The 18,673-nt window shown below is 66.1% G+C and carries 17 protein-coding genes and 2 pseudogenes; 10 read left to right on the forward strand and 9 right to left on the reverse strand.

The genetic code is table 11. The features are described from left to right. Window positions 1-115 precede the first annotated feature (115 nt). Both HT579_08020 and HT579_08025 read right to left on the reverse strand, forming a co-directional pair. Window positions 116-1,366, reverse strand: a complete 1,251-nt coding sequence (locus tag HT579_08020) for a thioredoxin family protein (protein QKS31562.1) — start codon at window positions 1,364-1,366, stop codon at window positions 116-118. A gap of 65 nt (window positions 1,367-1,431) precedes the next feature. Further along, a pseudogene (locus HT579_08025) lies at window positions 1,432-2,289 on the reverse strand (permease). Between the two features lie 271 nt (window positions 2,290-2,560). Between HT579_08025 and HT579_08030 the strand changes: the two are divergent. After that, entirely contained in the window at window positions 2,561-2,929 is a 369-nt protein-coding gene (locus tag HT579_08030) for a VOC family protein (protein QKS28868.1), read from the forward strand. Between the two features lie 166 nt (window positions 2,930-3,095). On the opposite strand, the gene sigZ is transcribed toward HT579_08030, so the two are convergent. The 3 genes from sigZ to HT579_08045 all read right to left on the reverse strand — a co-directional run bounded on the left by sigZ (window position 3,096) and on the right by HT579_08045 (window position 5,470). Further along, window positions 3,096-3,638 carry an RNA polymerase sigma factor SigZ gene (sigZ, locus tag HT579_08035; GenBank protein QKS28869.1) on the reverse strand — a complete coding sequence of 181 codons (543 nt, stop codon included), beginning with the start codon at window positions 3,636-3,638 and terminating at the stop codon, window positions 3,096-3,098. Between the two features lie 19 nt (window positions 3,639-3,657). After that, complete coding sequence (arsB, locus tag HT579_08040) at window positions 3,658-4,899, reverse strand: ACR3 family arsenite efflux transporter (GenBank protein ID QKS28870.1); 1,242 nt, start codon at window positions 4,897-4,899, stop codon at window positions 3,658-3,660. A gap of 235 nt (window positions 4,900-5,134) precedes the next feature. Beyond that, window positions 5,135-5,470 carry a helix-turn-helix transcriptional regulator gene (locus tag HT579_08045; GenBank protein ID QKS28871.1) on the reverse strand — a complete coding sequence of 112 codons (336 nt, stop codon included), beginning with the start codon at window positions 5,468-5,470 and terminating at the stop codon, window positions 5,135-5,137. A 252-nt stretch (window positions 5,471-5,722) separates the two neighbouring features. On the opposite strand from HT579_08045, the gene HT579_08050 reads away from it, so the two are divergent. Together HT579_08050 and arsJ are read left to right on the forward strand one after the other, a co-directional pair. Further along, the gene (locus tag HT579_08050; GenBank protein ID QKS28872.1) at window positions 5,723-6,733 is read left to right on the forward strand and encodes an ArsJ-associated glyceraldehyde-3-phosphate dehydrogenase; all 1,011 of its coding nucleotides are present in this window, start codon (window positions 5,723-5,725) and stop codon (window positions 6,731-6,733) included. Between the two features lie 97 nt (window positions 6,734-6,830). Further along, window positions 6,831-8,129 (forward strand): organoarsenical effux MFS transporter ArsJ, encoded by a 1,299-nt coding sequence (gene arsJ / locus HT579_08055; protein ID QKS28873.1) that lies wholly within the window; start codon window positions 6,831-6,833, stop codon window positions 8,127-8,129. A gap of 366 nt (window positions 8,130-8,495) precedes the next feature. Here the strand turns inward: arsJ and eno are convergent, their stop codons facing one another. The 3 genes from eno to HT579_08070 form a co-directional block, all read right to left on the reverse strand. Further along, window positions 8,496-9,794, reverse strand: a complete 1,299-nt coding sequence (eno, locus tag HT579_08060; protein QKS31563.1) for a phosphopyruvate hydratase — start codon at window positions 9,792-9,794, stop codon at window positions 8,496-8,498. Window positions 9,795-10,408: 614 nt separating this feature from the next. Next, entirely contained in the window at window positions 10,409-10,783 is a 375-nt protein-coding gene (locus HT579_08065; protein ID QKS28874.1) for an Hsp20/alpha crystallin family protein, read from the reverse strand. A 12-nt stretch (window positions 10,784-10,795) separates the two neighbouring features. Further along, the gene (locus HT579_08070; protein ID QKS28875.1) at window positions 10,796-11,230 is read right to left on the reverse strand and encodes an Hsp20/alpha crystallin family protein; all 435 of its coding nucleotides are present in this window, start codon (window positions 11,228-11,230) and stop codon (window positions 10,796-10,798) included. A gap of 154 nt (window positions 11,231-11,384) precedes the next feature. Here HT579_08070 and HT579_08075 point away from each other — a divergent pair, with 154 nt between their 5' ends. The 7 genes and pseudogenes from HT579_08075 (at window position 11,385) to HT579_08105 (ending at window position 16,703) form a co-directional block, all read left to right on the forward strand. Beyond that, the gene (locus HT579_08075) at window positions 11,385-12,347 is read left to right on the forward strand and encodes a DnaJ domain-containing protein (GenBank protein ID QKS28876.1); all 963 of its coding nucleotides are present in this window, start codon (window positions 11,385-11,387) and stop codon (window positions 12,345-12,347) included. A gap of 3 nt (window positions 12,348-12,350) precedes the next feature. Next, the gene (locus HT579_08080) at window positions 12,351-12,653 is read left to right on the forward strand and encodes a MerR family transcriptional regulator (GenBank protein QKS28877.1); all 303 of its coding nucleotides are present in this window, start codon (window positions 12,351-12,353) and stop codon (window positions 12,651-12,653) included. Between the two features lie 67 nt (window positions 12,654-12,720). Then, on the forward strand, window positions 12,721-13,848 hold the full coding sequence (locus HT579_08085) for a trypsin-like peptidase domain-containing protein (protein QKS28878.1): 1,128 nt from the start codon (window positions 12,721-12,723) through the stop codon (window positions 13,846-13,848). Window positions 13,849-14,009: 161 nt separating this feature from the next. Further along, complete coding sequence (locus HT579_08090) at window positions 14,010-14,336, forward strand: PepSY domain-containing protein (GenBank protein QKS28879.1); 327 nt, start codon at window positions 14,010-14,012, stop codon at window positions 14,334-14,336. Window positions 14,337-14,417: 81 nt separating this feature from the next. Next, window positions 14,418-15,029, forward strand: coding sequence for a cytochrome b/b6 domain-containing protein (locus tag HT579_08095; protein ID QKS28880.1), 612 nt, complete (start codon window positions 14,418-14,420; stop codon window positions 15,027-15,029). A gap of 140 nt (window positions 15,030-15,169) precedes the next feature. After that, the gene (locus tag HT579_08100) at window positions 15,170-16,102 is read left to right on the forward strand and encodes an alpha/beta hydrolase (protein ID QKS31564.1); all 933 of its coding nucleotides are present in this window, start codon (window positions 15,170-15,172) and stop codon (window positions 16,100-16,102) included. A 189-nt stretch (window positions 16,103-16,291) separates the two neighbouring features. Continuing rightward, a pseudogene (locus HT579_08105) lies at window positions 16,292-16,703 on the forward strand (SDR family oxidoreductase). 224 nt (window positions 16,704-16,927) lie between these two features. Here the strand turns inward: HT579_08105 and HT579_08110 are convergent. Beyond that, entirely contained in the window at window positions 16,928-18,253 is a 1,326-nt protein-coding gene (locus HT579_08110; protein QKS28881.1) for an SIR2 family protein, read from the reverse strand. Window positions 18,254-18,673: the final 420 nt, after the last annotated feature.

Genomic DNA, 18,673 nt, shown 5'->3' on the forward strand with positions numbered 1-18,673 from the left:
TTTATCAAGGTTCGTCACTTCACCTTGCTCATCGCTCCTCGCTCCTTGGGGCAGCGCCCTGCCTGGACTGCTGTCGCATGGCTCGAGACCACGATGGTCGATGCACGGGCTCGCTTCAGCCGGCAGCATCGCCGCCCGGTGGCAGCAGCCGATGCACCAGCCAGGAAACGCTGATCGCGCCGCCGAGCAGTGCCAGGGCGACGCGGAGGTCGTTGAGCGCTGCCGGTGCCACGACGAGCAGTCCGCCGAGTCCCAGCATCATCACGCCGGACAGCAGCTTGAGCAGTCGTCCCTCCGCTGCGGACAGCTTGCGCGAGCCGAGGGTGCAGGTGAAGACGAGGGTGATCAGCAGCAGCGGGGTGACGTAGACGAGGTTGTAGAACGCCAGGTAGGCGTAGTGTTGCCACGGCGGCAGGTCGGACAGCGTCAGCAAGCGGGTGTAGACCATCGGAAAGCCGGCGGTGCACAGCAGTTCGTAGGCATTGGCGGCCATGGCCAGGGCAACGGTTCCGAGCGTCAGCGCGGGCATGCTTTCGGCCCGCAGTAGCTCGCGCATCCGCCGGTAGAGTCCGGGCTTGGCGTTTTCGGGAATGCTCAGCGAGACCCCTTTCCTGAACCAGAAGTAATCCTTGATGTTGAGCAGTGCGATGACGATTGCGAGGACGCCGGCCGCAGTCGTCACAAGGCTGATCTCGCCCAGCCAGCGAAAGACATTGAGCCATGCTGCCATGAACAGGAAGTAGATGAGACCCGAGAAGAAGAGGAAGACACTGCCGATGAACAGCATGCGCGCACGGCTGCCGGCATGGATGAGCAGCGACAGCAGGAACAGGAGGACGAAGAAGGCACAGGGATTGAAGGCATCGAGGCCGGCGATGAGGATGGTGAACACCGGCAGCGAGAGCTGGTCCGGCGCCATTCTGCCGAGCAGGGGCACATCGATTGCGCGCGTCGGAGCGCTTGCCGCGGCAGCGGCCCCGGCCGGCTCGCCGCCTTCCTCGCGGCATGACTGCAACGCTTCCTCGAGTGCGCGCCCGGTGGTTTCAGGCCGCTCGAAACCGACTTCCATCCGCCCGCAAAAGAGGAAGGCGGGAACGCTGCTCGCTTCCTGTCCGAGGGATTCGGCGAACGCGATGTAGTCCGCAACCGCGTCCCGGTCGGTCGAGAGGTTGCGGCTGTGCAGCAGCAGCCAGGGATGGTGCGTCGGCAGCGCTTCGACGAAGGGGCGTGCGGCCTGGCAGTGGGGGCAACTGCTGGTCCAGAAGAAGTACAGGTGAACGCGTCGCTCGCCGGCAGCGTCGCTGTCGATCCACGTCGGCGACGCGGCCGCTGCGACCTGCGAGGCGAGGGCGGCGAGTGCCAGCAGGCAGATCAGCTGCCAGCGCCGGCAGCGGGTGAGGAAGCGGAAGCGCTGGCAGGTCGGCATGCGTGTCAGAGCATCCCGTTGAAGACGTAGCGCACGAGCAGGATGCCGCTTGCCGCGACACCGGAAAAGGTGGTGATCAGCTTCGCTTTGAGCGCCTTGCGCAGGATGATCATCTCCGGTGCAGACAGCGCGATCACTGCCAGCGAGGACGTAGGGCCAGACCTTGCCGACGATTTCGCGCACGCGCGCGCCACCGGCGTGCAGGCGCTGCAGCCAGGAGAGCGGTACACCGTTCGCTGGCCCGGCCGGGCGGGCGAGCATTGCCGGTACCCAGTCATCGAGCAGCGCTTCCATCCGCAGCCCGCCGATCAGCAGCCCGGTGAGGATCGCTACCAGCAGCCCGAGCCCGACGTCGAGGGAGGCAACCTGCCAGCCGAACACGCCGAAGAGGCGTACCAGGGCGATTTCATTGACCATCGGTGCCGAGATCAGGAAGGCAAAGGTGAAACGGAGCGGCACGCTGGCGGCGAGAAAACCGATGAACCGTGGCACCGCCGAGCATGAACGGAACGGTGTGACGATGCCGAGTGTGGGCGCCAGCACGTTGCCGATGCCTTCGCGCCTGCCGGCGAGCCGTGTCCGCGTTCTCTCCGGCGAGGCGAGAAGAGATTCTGGGCGACGCCCTCCACGAAGACAACTCCGGTCAGGAGCAACAGGACCTTCGGCGTATCGTAGAAGAAGAAATGCAACGCTTCGCCGAAGCGCCTCGCCCGCGAGAGTTCGGCGACGGCGATTGGCGCGTCGGGAACGGCGGTGAGGTGATTCCAGGCAGCCGGCGAGAGCGCAGCGCCCGTGGTCAGTCCAGTCAGCCAGCAGGCGAGCGTGGCGTTGCGGCTCGTGGCGATGCCCGGCATGTCCTCCATGTGGTGGCTCCAGGTCACTTCGTTGATCGCGTTGCCGACGTGCGTCACTGGCGGCTTCTCCGCGCGTAGGCGACAGAATGACAGAAAGGGCGCACGCTTGGGCCAAGTCGCTGCGCTGCTCGATCAAGGTGGCGAGATCTGCGCGCAGATGGGAGCGGGCGAGGGCCGGCGATCGCAGGGCGTTCGGGGCGCAGGCCGCCGCCAATCGCCGCTCCCGGATGCGCGCAAGTCGCGTAGACTGGCGTCTCCTGAACTCTGAAGGAGAAGCAAGATGATTGGCTATGTGACACTCGGGACCAACGATCTGCCCAGGGCCGCGGCGTTCTATGACGAGCTGCTGAAGGACGTCGGCGCGCGGCGGCTGTGGGAGTTCCCGCGCGGAATTGCCTGGGGTGTGGCCGAGGACAAACCAAGCCTGTGTCTCATGACCCCCTTCGACGAACGCCCGGCGACCGTCGGCAACGGTGTCATGGTGGCGCTGGCAGCCGGTTCGCGCGAGCAGGTCGGGCGCGTCCATGCCAGGGCGCTCGAACTCGGCGGCACAGATGAAGGGGCGGTCGGTCCGCGCGGTGACGGCTTCTTCGCCGGATACTTCCGCGATCTCGACGGCAACAAGCTCGCCGTCTTCTGCTTCGGCTAGAAGCTGGCGTCAGCGGGCAGGCGTGGTTCCGGGGCCCGGGTGGGGAGCGCCGGCGAGATCGGGAGCGCTCTTCAGCCGCAACTGCGACAGCGGCCACTAGGTGCAGACCGGCAAGGTAAAGCCGTTCCCCATCGGTCGTTGCGGCGGGCGGAGCATGCGGGCACCGCTAGAGGGTCGCGCGCGGCGTGAAGCCGCAGACCCTCCCGTCGTCGTCGAAGCGGACCCGGCAGCCCTTGGTCAGCGCTTCCCGCAGTCGCCGGCGGGCGCGCTGGATGCGCGATTTGGCACCGCTGAGCGAGATGCCGAGCTGGTCGGCAAGTTGCCGTTGTGATGCGCCGCCGATATCGCAGAGGGTGATCGCGAGGCGATCCGCCGGCGACAGTTCGGAAAGCACTCGTGGCAGGCACTGACTCAGTTCATCGACGGCTGGCGCAGGCTCGATCGCCGGTGCCGCCAGATCGTCGGGCACTGCGACCTGCTCGCGCGAAGCGCGCAGGCGATCGGCGAGAGCGTTGCGCGTGACGCGAAACAGCCAGGCGCGCCGGTCGTCGATCGTGCAGAAGCGTTCTTCCTGCTGCCACGCCTTGATGAACACTTCCTGCAGCAGTTCATCGGCATCGTCGGCCTGTTCCAGCCGGCGCCGCAGGAAGCGCCGCAGCTCGGCTTCGCAGCTCGACCAGGCGGCGAGCAGGCAGGGGGGGCCATTCATGCCCGCAAGCGGTGGCGCGTCATCGCCCGTCTGTGGCAGCCGCGATGCCCTCCGGCGGCGACGGAAACCAGTGCGCCGTGCGCCGGCAGATCTCGACCAGGGCCAGCATGACCGGCACCTCGATCAGTACACCGACGACGGTCGCCAGCGCCGCGCCCGAGGAGAGGCCGAAGAGCATCACGGCGGTGGCGATCGCGACTTCGAAGTGGTTGGATGCGCCGATCATCGCTGCCGGAGCGGCGTCCCGGTAGGGCAGACGCAGCCACAGCGCCAGGGCATAGCCGAGAGCGAAGATCAGCACCGTCTGCAGGAACAGCGGGATGGCTATCCAGACGATGGTCAGTGGGTTGGCAAGGATGACCTCGCCCTTGAACGAGAACAGCAGCACCAGCGTGATCAGCAGGGCGACAATGGTGATCGGCGTGAGGACTTGCAGAAAGCGTTCCTTGAACCAGACCTCGCCCTTGCGGCCGATGATCCAGCGGCGCGACAGGTAGCCAGCGACCAGTGGCAGCGCAACGTAGATGCCGATCGACAGCAGCAGCGCCTGCCAAGGCACCGGCAGGCGACCGACGCCGAGCAGAAAACCGCCGAGAACGCCGTAGAGCAGCAGCATGGTCAGCGAATTGATCGCCACCATGACCAGCGTCAGCCCGTCGTTGCCGCGTGCCAGGTAACCCCAGACGAGGACCATCGCCGTGCAGGGAGCGATGCCGAGCAGGATGCAGCCGGCGAGATAGCTGCGCCAGAGGGGCACCTCGAGCATTCGGATGCCTTCGTGCAGGACGACGACGCCGGCTCCGTGCGCAGCACCGACAGGCAGGTCGAGCGCGAAGGGCATCTTCACCAGATCGACGGCATCCTCGCCGATCAGCGTCCGCAGCAGCACGCCGAGGAACAGGAAGGCGATGGCATACATGGTGAAGGGCTTCACCGCCCAGTTAACGAAGAGCGTCAGCAGCACCGGCCGGCCGCTGCGGCCGGCCCGGATCACCGAGGCGAAATCGATCTTGACCATGATCGGGTACATCATGAAGAACAGGCAAACGGCGATCGGAATGGAAACCACCGGCGCGCCGGCGACGTCGAGCGACATGCGATCGAGTTCCTGGGCGACGCCCGGGGCGAGCTTGCCGAGGGCGATGCCGCCGGCGATGCAGAGCAGGACCCAGAGGCTCAGGTAGCGCTCGAAGACGCTGTTCATCCTGCGCGGCTCGGCGTCCTGGCCGCCGTTGCCGCAGGCTGGGGAGGCAATGCTCATGTCGGTCCTGGCACCTGCTGGCCATCAAGTCATCGAGGAACGAACACTAGCAGAATTTTAAGTTTCTGGAAACATAGAATCTGCGTTCGCGAGAAAGGCAGGCCGGTTCACTGGCGCTCCGCCCCAGCCCGCTGCCGGCGGTCGACATCGTGCATCCCCTACACATCATGTGGCGGGCCTGAGCAACGGCCCGCACCCGCGGGGCTGGCACGACTTCTCCCCACCCTGACAGACGTCAAGCGGGCGGATCCACCGCCGGCCGCAACTGTGGTCGGCAGATTTCGGGGCGACCGTTGCAGCAGTTCTCCGTCAGGAAGCCGACCAGCCCATCGATTCTCTCCATGCAGGCATGAGCACGAACGAAGCGGCCTTCCTGGACGGTGTGCACGAGGCCGGCGTGGACCAGCGTCTTCAGGTGGAAGGAGAGCGTTGGCGCGGGCAGTTCGAGTTGCTCGGCGATCAGGCCGACGGTCAGGCCGGTCGGCGCATGGTGTACCAGCAGGCGGAAGATGGCCAGGCGACTTTCCTGGGCCAGAGCAGCCAGCGTGGTGACGGCATCGGAATTGTTCATCGTTCCAACGATACCGAAATACTCGCCACTCCGCAAAGGCAAAGCGGCGCGACGGCGGGCTGCGCCGAGCGGCTCCGCGGCGCCGCGACCACCTGCGCAGCCGGCTTCGGAGCGATTGCAGATCAGGCTTTACATGTTTCCAGAATTCTAGCAATATAGAAACGTTACTGGAGCGAACGCCGCGTGCGGCGGTCGGTTCGGCAGCTCCCTGGGGTCCAGCGGAGCATCATCCACCCATCGGAGGAACGAGCAATGACGGTCAAGGTCGGCATCAATGGTTTCGGTCGCATCGGCAGGCTGGCGCTGCGCGCCGCGTGGAACAATCCGCAGCTCGAGTTTGTGCACATCAACGAAGCGAACGGGCCCGTCGAAGCCGCCGCACACCTGCTCGAATTCGACTCGGTGCATCGCCGCTGGCAGCACGAGGTCGGTGTCAGCAACGGCCGCATGGTGATCGAGGGCCGGTCGATCGGTTACAGTACGGCAAAGGATGTCGCCAGCGGCCCATGGCGCGAGGCCGGCGTCGATATCGTCCTCGAGGCGAGCGGCAAGTGGCGCACGGTCGAGCAGCTCTCGCCCTACCTTGCGGCTGGTGTGAAGAAGGTGATCGTCGCTGCGCCGGTCAAGGATGGCGATGTGCTCAACATCGTCATGGGAATCAACGATCGGCTCTACGATCCGTCGAAGGATCACATCGTCACGGCCGCTTCCTGCACGACGAACTGCCTCGCGCCGGTGGTCAAGGTCGTGCATGAGGCGATTGGCATCTCGCACGGAATGATCACCACCATCCACAGTTCGACCAACACGCAGAGCGTACACGACCAGATGCACAAGGACCTGCGTCGGGCGCGCGCTTCCAGCCTGTCGCTGGTGCCAACGACGACCGGTTCGGCGACGGCGATCGCGCTGATCTTCCCGGAACTCAAGGGCAAGCTCGACGGCCATGCGGTCCGCGTCCCCCTGCTCAACGCCTCGCTCACCGACTGCGTCTTCGAGATGCAGCGGCCGACGAGCGTCGACGAGGTCAATGGGCTGCTGAAGGCGGCGGCGCACGGTGCGCTGCAGGGGATTCTCGGCTACGAGGAGCGGCCACTGGTGTCGATGGACTACGCGACCGATCCGCGCTCGTCGATCATCGATGCAGCGCACACCCTGGTGATCAACGGTACGCTGGTCAAGATCTACGCCTGGTACGACAACGAGTGGGGCTATGCCAACCGCTATGTCGAACTGGCGGCGAAGGTGGCGGCGTCGCTGTAGACGCGTATCGATCGAAGCTGTCGTCCCGGTGGCGGCAGCCAGGCCCGTGCACGGGCGAATGCGCCGCTGCGACGGCGGCGCAAACTGGAGAGGCACGATGAGCGACCCAGCGGCAGGCAAGAGCGGCACGGCACGCGCCGGTCTGCGCAACTACGTGCTCGTCACCGGCGCCTACTGGGCGGACACGGTGACCGACGGCGCGGTGCGCATGTTGGTTCTGTTCTACTTCTACGGCCTCGGCTACACGCCGTTCGCCGTCGCTTCGCTGTTCATCTTCTACGAAGTCTTCGGCATCCTGACCAACCTCTTCGGTGGTTACATCGGTGCGCGCTTCGGCCTCAAGACGACCCTGTTCGTCGGCCTCGGCACGCAGCTCGCGGCGCTGTCGATGCTCGCCTTCGCGCCGCAGGCGTGGCTCGTCGTTGCCTGGGTGATGGTTTCGCAGGCGTTGAGCGGCATCGCCAAGGACATGACCAAGATGAGTTCGAAGAGCGCCGTCAAGCTCATCGTCCCGGAGGACGCTTCGGCAACCCTGTACCGCTGGGTGTCGATCCTCACCGGCTCGAAGAACGCGCTCAAGGGCGTCGGTTTCTTCCTCGGCGGTCTGCTGCTGACGCTGCTCGGTTTTCAGACGGCGCTGCAGCTTCTCGCCGCACTCGTCGCCACAACCCTGATCGCTGCCGCGCTGCTGATGCGCGGCGGCCTTGGCGAGGCGAACAGGAAGGCCAAATTCGGCCAGATGTTCTCGCGCAACGGTGCCGTCAACAAGCTCGCAGCGGCGCGCATCTTCCTGTTCGGCGCGCGCGACGTTTGGTTCGTCGTCGGCCTGCCGGTCTTCCTGTCCAGCGTTCTCGGCTGGACCTTCTGGCAGTCCGGCGGCTTCCTCGCGGTGTGGGTGATTGGTTATGGCATCGTCCAGGCGAGCACGCCCGGCCTGCTGCGCAGCCGCGTCGAGGAGCGGCACGAGCCGGACGGCCGGACGGCGACGATCCTCGCTTTCGTTCTCGCCGCGCTGCCGGCAGCGATCGCGCTGGCTCTGGCGGCAGGCATCGCGCCGGCAGTGGTGGTAGTCGTCGGGCTGATCGTCTTCGGCGCCGTCTTTGCGCTCAACTCGGCGGTGCATTCGTACCTGATTCTCGCCTACACCGACAGCGACAAGGTGGCGATGAACGTCGGCTTCTATTACATGGCAAACGCTGCCGGTCGCCTCGCCGGCACGGTGCTGTCGGGCGCACTCTACCAGTGGGGGCTGCAGAGCGGGCCGAGCGACGGGCTGATCGCCTGCCTCTGGGCGTCGTCGGCCTTCGTCCTCGTCGCCGGCCTGCTGTCGCTGCTGCTGCCGCGAACCCCCGGCCCGCAGACGAAGCCGATCAAGCTTGGCGATCTCGGCGAGTGATCTGCGCGAGCGCACGATCCCGCGATCGTGCGCTCGCGGCCTTGCTCCGCATGGCCGTGCATGCGTGCGAAACGGCGGGTCGTTGCCGCCGATGCGACTTCCGTGGCAACCCCGGATGGGCCCAGTCCATCGCCCGTGGGATCAGCTGCCTGGTGTCGCGCGCCCGGCCGCCGAAAAGGCGTTGCAGCCCAGGAACGGCACTCGGCGAGGGAACTGCACGGCCGACAGGGAGGGTGCCGGTGACGTCGTGGCATTGCTGCGTGATCTTGGCACGAGTACATCCTGCAGGTGCTCGCGTGCTGCTGCGCCAGGGCGAAAAAAAGGCACCGCCGTGGCGATGCCTTTCGCTGACTGCCTGCGAGCAGCCTAGAACCCGGCGCCCCTGATCGACTTCAGACCCTTGTAGACGGCCTTGCTGCCGAGTTGCTCCTCGATGCGCAGCAACTGGTTGTACTTGCAGACACGGTCGGTGCGTGACAGCGAGCCGGTCTTGATCTGCCCGGCGCCGGTGCCGACGGCAAGGTCGGCGATGAAGGAGTCTTCCGTCTCGCCCGAACGATGCGACGAGATGACGCCGTAGCCTGCCTTTTGCGCCATGCGGATGGCGTCGAGGGTTTCGGTGACGGTGCCGATCTGGTTGACCTTGATCAGGATGGCGTTCGCGGCCTTCATGTCGATTCCCTGCTTCAGGCGCGTCGGGTTGGTGACGAAGAAATCGTCACCAACGATCTGCACCTTGTCGCCGAGGGCCTTGGTGAACTTGACGTAGCCTTCCCAGTCGCTCTGGTCGAGACCGTCCTCGATCGAGACGATCGGGTATTTCTTGCACCACTCGGTGTACTTGGCGATCATGTCGTCGTCGGTGAACAGCTTGTCCGGATTCGACTTCCAGAACTTGTAGCCCTGCCGGCCGCCCTCGTCGAAAAGCTCGGAGGACGCGCAGTCGAGGGCGATGGCGATCTGCTTGCCGGGCTTGTAGCCGGCGGCGGTGATCGCCTGCATGACGACCTCCAGCGCTTCGTCGTTCGACAGGTTGGGAGCGAAGCCGCCCTCATCGCCGACGGCGGTGACATGGCCGCCCTTCTTGAGGATGGTCTTCAGTGCGTGGAAGACTTCGGTGATCCACTGCAGGCCCTGCGAGAAGCTCTCGGCACCGACCGGCATGATCATGAACTCCTGGAAGTCGATCAGGTTGTCGGCATGCTTGCCGCCGTTGATGATGTTGGCCATTGGCGTCGGCAGGACGAAGCTGCGATTCTTGTGGATCTTGCCGATGTACTTCCACAACGGCATCTTGCTGACGTTGGCGCCGGCCATGGTGATCGCCATCGATGCACCGAGGATCGCGTTGGCGCCGAGGTTCGACTTGTTGGGCGTGCCGTCGAGGGCGATCATCGCCTCGTCGAGTTCGCGCTGATTGAGCGGGTTCTTGCCCTTGAGGAGCTTGGCGATGCGCGTGTTGACGGCTTCGACCGCCTTCAGCACGCCCTTGCCGAGATAGACCTTCTTGTCGCCGTCACGCAGTTCGCAGGCTTCGAACTCGCCGGTCGAAGCACCCGATGGAACGGCGGCGCGCGCGAGAAAACCGTTGTCGAGGCTGATGTCGACTTCGACGGTCGGGTTGCCGCGTGAATCGAGAATCTGCCGACCGACAACCTTGGTGATCTTGACGAATTCCGGGGTGGCAACGGCTTCTGTTTCTACTGCCTGTTCGACTTCTTTCGCTTTCTTGACTTTGTCGGCTTTTGCCATGATCGAGCTCCATAGGAGTGGTTTGGTGGAAAGTTCGCGGAACGGCACTGGCACCGATCATACCGAATTCGGATGAAGCGGCGCAATGCTTGTGTCGGGGAAAATGTCTTTTGTTATCAAACTCGGGCCGCAGCGGGCTCGCGGATGGTGCAGCGGCTGTCGTGCGCCGCGCCGGCCCCGCGAACGCTGCTTCGGCGTGGCCGCAGGTCCATGGATTCGATCGTCGCGTCGAGGCGCTGACGGATCAGCAGCCGGGACGGGTGGTGCGGAGCATCATCCGCCGTTGGCGGCGCCTGCCCACCGGTTCGCGGAGCCGGCGCCGGGGGTACGGAAGCCTGCTGCGGCTGCTGGCGATCACGCGCCTGGCGGGCCCTCGCCGCCCTCGGGTTGTCGGTGGACAGCGGTGTCGGTGCAGGTGCCCCCAGGACAGGGGCCGCGGCAGGGGCCCGCATCGTCCGCTTCGCGGCCTCGTCGTTCAGCACCGGCGGCGCCCGCCATGGGACGGACGCCGCCAGCGGCTCGGGTGACTAGGCGATCCTGACCTCGACCTTGCGCGGTTGCGCGTGCTCGGCTTTCGGGATCGACAGCTTGAGCACACCCTGGTTGAACTCGGCCGCCACCTTGCCGGCGTCGAGTTCCTTCGACAGGGTGAAGACACGCCGATAACGCGGCAGGTTGACCTCGGCATGGCTGGCCTCCATGCCGCCGGGCATTTCAAGGTCGATCTCGCCTTCGATGGTCAGCGTCTCGGCCTCGATCTGCAGGTGCAGCCTGTCCTTCGGAACGCCGGGAAGGTCGGCATAGAGGGTGATTCCCGCGGCGTCCTCGATGACGTCCACCGGCGGCAACAACGCGGCCTCGTCGGCGACGGACTGCTTCTTGACGGGAGTGTTGTCTGACATGTTCGATCCTCCTTACTGAATGGTGATGCGGCGAGGCTGCGCCGACTGCTTGCGGGCGATGCTGATGCGCAGGACGCCGTCGCGGTACCTGGCATCCACGGCATTGGCGTCGACATCGTCGGGTAGCGTCACGACGCGCCGGAAGCGACCGGCAAAACGCTCGTCGATGTGCACCGTGGCGGCTTCGGCAGCCACTGGCAGCTTGCGTTCGCCGGCGACGGTGAGCACGCCCTTCTCGATCTGCACCTCGAGTGTTGCCGGGTCGATGCCAGGGGCGAAGGCGTAGATTTCGACGGACTGCGGTGTGCCGCCGACGTTCATCGCCGGGAAACCGCCGCGGGCGATGCCGCGTATGCTCGGCGAGAAGTGGAAGGTCTGCTGCAGCTCACGTTGCAGCCGGTCCAGTTCGGACAGGACGTCGCGGGGGAACAGGGAGCGATAGATCATCTTGAATCCTCCATCGGTTGGTCGGGAGCGCCGGAAGTGGCGCTTGAAGACCAAGGTGGGGGCGGCGGAGGAAACTTCAATATCTTGATTTCCGCCGCAAAGGGGACTATTAATCCCGAAGCGGCGGTGGCCGCTGCCCACTCGAGGATGGTGCATGGAATACAAGGACTACTACCAGATTCTGGGCGTTGCGCGTGACGCTACGGCCGATGACATCAAGAAGGCTTTCCGCAAGCTGGCGCGCAGGTATCACCCGGACGTGTCGAAGGAGGCGAACGCCGAGGCACGCATGAAGGAACTGAACGAGGCCAACGCGGTACTCTCGGACCCCGAAAAGCGTGCCGCCTACGACCAGCTGGGCCGCGGTTATCAGCCGGGGCAGGAGTTCCGGCCGCCGCCCGACTGGGATGCCGGTTTCGAGTTTTCCGGCCGCGGATTCTCTCCCGGAGAGGCGGCGGACTTCTCCGATTTCTTCGCCGAGCTGTTCGGCGGCATGGGTTCGCGGCCGGGTTCTGGGGCTGCGTCGCGGGGGCGCTTCGAGGCGCGCGGCGAGGATCATCACGCCAAGGTGCTCCTCGACATCGAGGACGCGTTCACCGGTGTCACCCGCCAGATCAGCCTGCGCGCGCCGCGCAGCGACGCGCAGGGGCGGCTGACGCTGGTTGAGCGGACGCTGAACGTGAAGATCCCGCAGGGGGTGCACGCCGGCCAGGTGATTCGCCTGGCCGGTCAGGGTGGGCCAGGGGTCGGCGGTTCTGCTGCCGGCGACCTGCTGCTCGAGGTTCAATTCCGGCCGCATCCGCATTTGCGCGCGCATGGCCGCGACCTCCATCTGACGCTGCCGGTGGCGCCATGGGAAGCCGCCCTGGGTGCCGTCGTCAGCGTCGAGCTGCCGGGCGGCAGCGTCAGGCTGCGGATTCCTGAGGGGGCACAGAGCGGCCGCCAGTTGCGCGTGCGCGGCAAGGGAATTCCGGCGGCGCAGACCGGATCCGCCGGCGACCTTCTGCTGGACATCCAGGTCGTCCTGCCGCCGGCGAAGACGCCGCAAGCGCGGGAGTTCTACGAACTAATGGCGCGTGAACTGGCTTTCGACCCGCGTCAGGAAGGGAGGGTGTGAGCCATGCGTGAAGACGAAATCCTCGTCGGCAGCCTGATGGAAGACAGCTGGCTGACGCTCGAGCAGGTGGCCGCCGCCTGCACCGTCGACCCGCAATGGCTGCTGCGCCACATCGAGGAGGGCCTGTTTCCGCATGCCGAGAGCGTTGCCGGCGTCTGGTGTTTCTCGAGTACCAGTCTGCGGCGCGCACGGCGCATGCGGCAGCTCGAACGGGACTTCGATGCAGTCCCTGAACTCGCTGCGTTGATGGCCGACCTGCTCGAGGAACTGGACGAACTGCGTGCCCGCGTCGCTGCCGCACGCTGAGCACCAGGTGCAGCCGCAGCCGCCACGCCACTGATTCACGCGACCGCTTCGGAGCGTACGGAGAACGATGCCCACCGCAAACCGCTTGCCCCTGCGCCTTCTGTCGTGGGCGCTCGCTTTCCTGCTGCTGCTCGTCGCCTGGCGCAGCCTGCCGCTGATCGAGGACTGGCTGGCGCCGAAGCAGGTGGCACCGCGTACCGTCAGCGCGCGTGGTGACTTGGCGGCGGACGAGAAGGCGATCATCGAGTTGTTCGAGAATGCGCGCGATTCGGTCGTTTACATCACGACCAGCAGACAGGTGCGCGACCTGTGGACGCGCAACGTGTTCACCGCGCCGCGCGGCACCGGTTCGGGCTTCATCTGGGACGACGCCGGCCACGTCATCACCAACGTCCACGTCATCGAGGGCGCCAGCGAAGCCGCGGTGAAACTGTCCGACGGCCGCAGCTATCGGGCCGTCGTGGTCGGTGCCTCGCCGGCGCACGACATCGCCGTCCTGCGCATCGGCGTCGCTTTTCGGCGGCCGCCGCCGGTACCCCTCGGAACGAGTGGCGACCTGCGGGTCGGGCAGAAGGTCTTTGCCATCGGCAACCCCTTCGGACTCGACTGGACGCTGACCAGCGGCATCGTTTCGGCGCTCGACCGCTCGCTGAGCAGCGACAAGGGAGTGAGCATCGAACATCTGATCCAGACCGACGCGGCGATCAATCCGGGCAGTTCGGGTGGCCCGCTGCTCGACTCGGCCGGTCGCCTGATCGGCATCAATACCGCCATCTACAGTCCGAGCGGAACGAGCGCCGGGATCGGCTTTGCGGTTCCCGTGGATACGGTCACCCGCGTCGTGCCGCAGATCATCAGTGGTGGCCGTTATGTGCGGCCGACGCTCGGCATCGAGATCGACGAGAGCCTCAACCAGCGTCTGCAGCGCGCGCTGGGCGCCACAGGGGTGTTCATCCTGCGCGTTGTTCCGGGGTCGGCTGCAGCAGCGGCAGGTTTGCGCGGCGCGACGCTGGCCGCCGATGGCAGCATCGTCGCCGGCGACGTCGTGACGGCAGTCGACGGCAAGCCGGTGGAGACGGTCGCCAGGCTGCTGGGGCGCCTCGACGACCACCGCGTTGGCGAAACGGTCCAGCTCGGCGTCCTGCGGCAAGGTCGCCGCATCGAAGTGGCGGTGGTGCTCGAGCCGGGGGTGTGAGGATTGCGCCCAGGGGCGGGGTGGGCGCGGCGTGCCCTAAGCGTGTTTTAAGGAAGCCGCCGTACAGTCGCATCCGTGCTTGCAGTGGCTGTCCGCGATGCGGGCAGCACGCCGAGCCGCGATTCCTCCTCAATCTGCAACCTGACCGTGAGACCCATCGAATGAACAAGCCTGCCGCATACTGCTCCGCCGCCCTCCTGATCCTTGCCACCAGCCTGAGTGGCAGCACGCTCGCCTACGACAGTAAGCCCGCTGCTGCCGCTGCACCAGCGGCGCCCGCCGCTGCCGCGCCGGCACGTGAAATCACCAAGGAGCAGGCCGTCGAGATGGCCCTCAAGGCCCATCCGGGCGAAGTCACCAAGGCCTACCAGGACAGCAAGAAGGGCAAGCAGACCTGGGAAGTGAAGATCAACGGCACCGACGGCAAGAAGTGGGAAGTGCACTACGAAATCAAGACCGGTGCGCTGGTCTCCGAGGAAGGCAAGTAATTCCCATCCCGCCTGCTGCTTGATGCAGGCGCTGCCTTCCCTGTCCGTTTGCGGACAGGGAAGCACTTTCGGAGAATGTCCATGGCCGCCACCGATGCCGACACTGTTCCCGTCTGGGACCGGTTGTTGCGTCTCTTCCACTGGACCCTGCTGTTCAGCTTCTGTCTCGCCTGGTTTTCCGAGGGCGAGGCCTTCGAATCCCTCGCCGACCGCTTTGACGGCGAGCTGATGCAGCTGCTGCATGCGTGGGCCGGTTACACCATCGCCGGCCTGTTGCTGTGGCGCCTGCTGTGGGGCTTCGTCGGTCCACGGCATGCCCGCTTCAGCGACTTCGTCTTCAGTCCGCGTATCGTCCTCGCCTACCTGCGCGATGTGCTGACGCTGCGCGCACGCCGTTACTTGGGGCACAATCCTGCCGGCGGCGCGATGATCGTTGCCATGCTGCTGGGGCTGCTGGCAACTGTCGTCAGCGGCCTCGCCCTGTATGCTGCCGACAAGGGCCTGGGACCTCTGGCGGCATTCTTCGTCGACAGCAGCGAGGCGCTCATCGATGGCATCAAGGAGACGCACGAAGTCGCCACCGATGTGACGTTGCTGCTGATCGCCGGGCACCTTCTCGGCGTCGTCTGGGAGAGCCTGTTGCATCGCGAGAACCTGGTACGGGCGATGATCACCGGTCGCAAGCGCGTCTGAATCCGGCTCTCCGGGTGGCTGCGGGGCCGGGCGCGGAGCCCCCAGCCCGTCGCTCGCCAGCGGCGATTGACTTCGTTCGCCGGATGCGTGGATACTCTCGTCAGCGAAGCTGGCTTTCTCAACGACGTCGGGGTGCGATGATGGCAATACTCAAGGAATTCGGCGAACTGCTGGTGAGTTCGCGGCCCGGGCAGGCGTGCGAAGTGGTCAATGAGATGCGCGAGGGCGCGGTACAGTGTCTCGGTCCGCACGGTCTGCACCGCATGGCCTACAGTGAATGGGGCGATGCCGCCAATCCGCGGGTCCTCGTCTGCGTTCATGGGCTGACCCGCAACGGCAGCGATTTCGATGTCTTGGCGAACGCGCTGGCCAACGACTACCGTGTCGTCTGTCCTGACATCGTTGGCCGCGGGCGCAGCGATCGCCTGCCCTTTGCCGACGACTATGCGCTGCCGGTGTACGCCAACGACGTCATGACGCTGATCGCCCGCCTCGGCGTCGATGCGGTGGACTGGCTCGGGACCTCGATGGGTGGACTGATCGGCATGTTCCTGTCGAGCCTGCCGGGGTCGCCGATCAGACGCATGGTACTCAACGACGTCGGTCCGGTGATCGCCATGGATGCCCTGCAGCGAATCGGCGAATACCTCGGCAAGGCGCCCGATTTTCCCGACCTCGCCGCCGCCGAAGCCTACGTGCGAGTTGTCTGTGCGCCCTTCGGCAATCTCACGGATGCGCAGTGGCGTTACATGGCAGCCGTCGGAACGCGGCGCAAGGCCGACGGCAGCCTCGAGATGAACTACGATCGGGCGATTGCGCAGCCTTACCAGAAGGCCTATCTCGAGGCCAAGGACATCAACCTGTGGCCACTCTACGACGCCATCGGCTGCCCGACCCTGGTCCTGCGCGGCGCGCAGTCGGACATCCTGCTGCATGACACGGCCGTCGAGATGACGACGCGCGGGCCGCGGGCGCAGTTGGTCGAGGTGGCGGGCGTCGGGCATGCCCCGATGTTCCTCGACGAACTGCAGGTGCGGATCGTCCAGGACTTCCTGCTCGCCGGGCAGGGCTGAGCGACCAGCCGCGCGCGACCGTGTGCTGCGCGCCTTGCGAAAAGTGAACCTGGCGCATCTGCTGGCGCGTACCGCCGGGGTCTTCCCCGAGCGACCGGCACTGCTTGGTTGGAGGGCACGCCATCTGCTCGGGAAGGCGCTGAAGACCGGGTTGCGGTGGCAGTGCACCGAGCCAGGGGAGAACCGGGAATGGGCGGACGACTGCAGGACAAGGTGGCGATCATCACCGGCAGCGGCTCGGTGGGGCCGGGTTGGGGCAATGGCAAGGCGATGTCGGTGCTTTTTGCCCGCGAGGGTGCGCGCGTGGTGGGGGTCGATATCGACGCCGCGGCTGCGGCGGCCACGCAGGAGCTCATAGAGCTGCGTCCTGCCCGGCCCGATGAACACGCCGCTGGTGCATGCGGCGCTGACCAGGGTCCATGGCGAGGAAGGCGATATCGACAACCTGTTTCGCCGGCGGGACGCGCAGTGTCCGCTGGGCCGCATGGGCGACGCCTGGGATACCGCTTGCGCGGCACTGTTTCTCGCCTCGGACGAGGCGAAGTACATCACCGCCACCGAGTTGCTGGTCGATGGCGGCCCGTCGGCACGTTTTGCCTGAACGGTCGTGAGGAAATCGTCGCGCGCGGGCCGAGGTGTGCGGCGCGATGACGCGAACGACGCGACACTGCAGGTGGATGGGCGACGCGTGAGCGACCGGGCAGCGCAACACGTCGGGCGCGCAGTGGGCTGATGCACACAGTGTGCGGCTGTCGGCACCTCGGCGGCAGCCATGCGACGTGGCACGTCGGGCTGGGCCGGTCCCGCCCAGCCACCGTCGGGCGATTACGCCAGGCAGCGTATCAGGCCCGGGATTTCGCCGAAGTCGTCGAACCAGATGGGGCGTACGCCCATTGACACGTACCTCGCCGCTGCGAGGGCGACCTCGTCGGCTGTGGCGGCCGCGAACCGACCGTCACCGGGCCAGCGCAGGAGCGCGTAATGGTAGCGGCCCGGCAGGGCGCGCGCAGCCTGGCGCAGCAGTTCATTCATAGCTTCGTCATCGAATGAACAGCCAACGTAGAGCGCGTGACGGACGGGATTCGCCAGGCATCTGGCGAACACCTCGCCGACGATCCCTGCCGGGCTGCCGCCGTACGTCCTCGTGTACTGCGAGGTGGCGAACACGAACTGTACTTTGGCGATCAGGAACAGCCGCCGCGGCGTATAGCCGTGCAGGTGATAGATCGGCTGGTGGAGGCCATGCGGACCCCTCTCGCGAGCGAGTTGATTGGGGTCGCCGGCGACCTGATCGCCGCGCATGGCGTAGGCAGCACGTGCCACGCCGGCCTCATCGAGGGCTTCACCCATCAGGTCGTCGAAATTGTAGGTGATGATCGCGTCCCAGCCCGGAAACAGTCCGCCTCGGTCGGTTACCTCGATCGGTGCGGCGAGTTCGGCAATGGCCCGGTGGATGGCGCCGGGGCGACGCTGCCCCTCGTAGAGAATCCCGGTCAGGTCGGTGAAGAGCGCCTGGCCGAGGAACTCGTGACAGATCTGTGCGCCTTCCATGAGTGTTTCGATGTCCGCCGTGCCGGCGTCGATCAGTGCCAGCACTGCCCGCGCGCGCGACGCGGCGTCTGCCGGCAGGCGCTCGCGACCCGTAACCACCCGTCGGTACTCCAGGTTGTCCGGCGTGCTTTCCGGGGTCAGCCGCATCTCGCAGATGTCCCGGCCATGCTCCGCGAGGTGCGCCAGCAACCGCCGCACCAGCTCCGCCCAGGAAGGGCCTCCGGCGTCCATCGTCGCCCCGGCGCCGATGACCACCGACAGGCACGATGCGCGGCGTATCCAGCGCATCAGCCCGAGGTCGAGATCCCTCTGCCGGGGACCCAGTGCAGCGCGAAATGGCTCGAAAGAAGCGGTCAGCCAGCGCGCCTTGACTGCCCCTTCTCCCAAGTGTTCGCCATCGACCGGCGGCCCGGCTTGGCGCTGTCTGGCGTGTGCCAGTTGCCGGGCGCGGTACAGGCCGTTGATCTGCGTTTCGACTTCGAAGAAAGCCGACCCGATCTCGTCGGCTTCAACGAGGCGGGCAAACGCTTCCGGCTGCCAGTGCCGCGAGGCAAAGAAGCTGACCCAGTCGCGGCGACGTTTCGATGGTCCGACGATCATTTCGCGTTCTCCCGACAGCCAAAAGGGGTGGCCAGGCAGCGAGTCGCCGCTCCCGGCAGGCGGCAGCGGTGCTGGTTCGGTGGTCAATCGCAATCGGTGACGCCGCACGATGCGGGCCGACGGAATCGTCCGGGCCAGCTTCGCCGCGCGGAATTCTCATGGCTGACGCCGGGTGTCGGCACCCTGACCCTGTTGACCTGTCGCTTTCCCGCCCGCTCGCTACGACACCAGTCCTCCTGAAAAGCTCCTCGCTGGCCCCTGGCGAAAGCCCGGCGATCCCCCCTTGCACATTCAAGGCGGCCAAGCTTCCCCGCGGACATCCAGAGCCGCTTTGACGCGTCCTCTTGCGGCCGCCGGTCAGAAGTTGCAGGGCGTGCCAACCGACCACATATCAACGTCTCACTGTCCGGTCGTATCCTG

Source organism: Candidatus Accumulibacter similis, from assembly GCA_013347225.1.
Taxonomy (GTDB): domain Bacteria; phylum Pseudomonadota; class Gammaproteobacteria; order Burkholderiales; family Rhodocyclaceae; genus Accumulibacter; species Accumulibacter similis.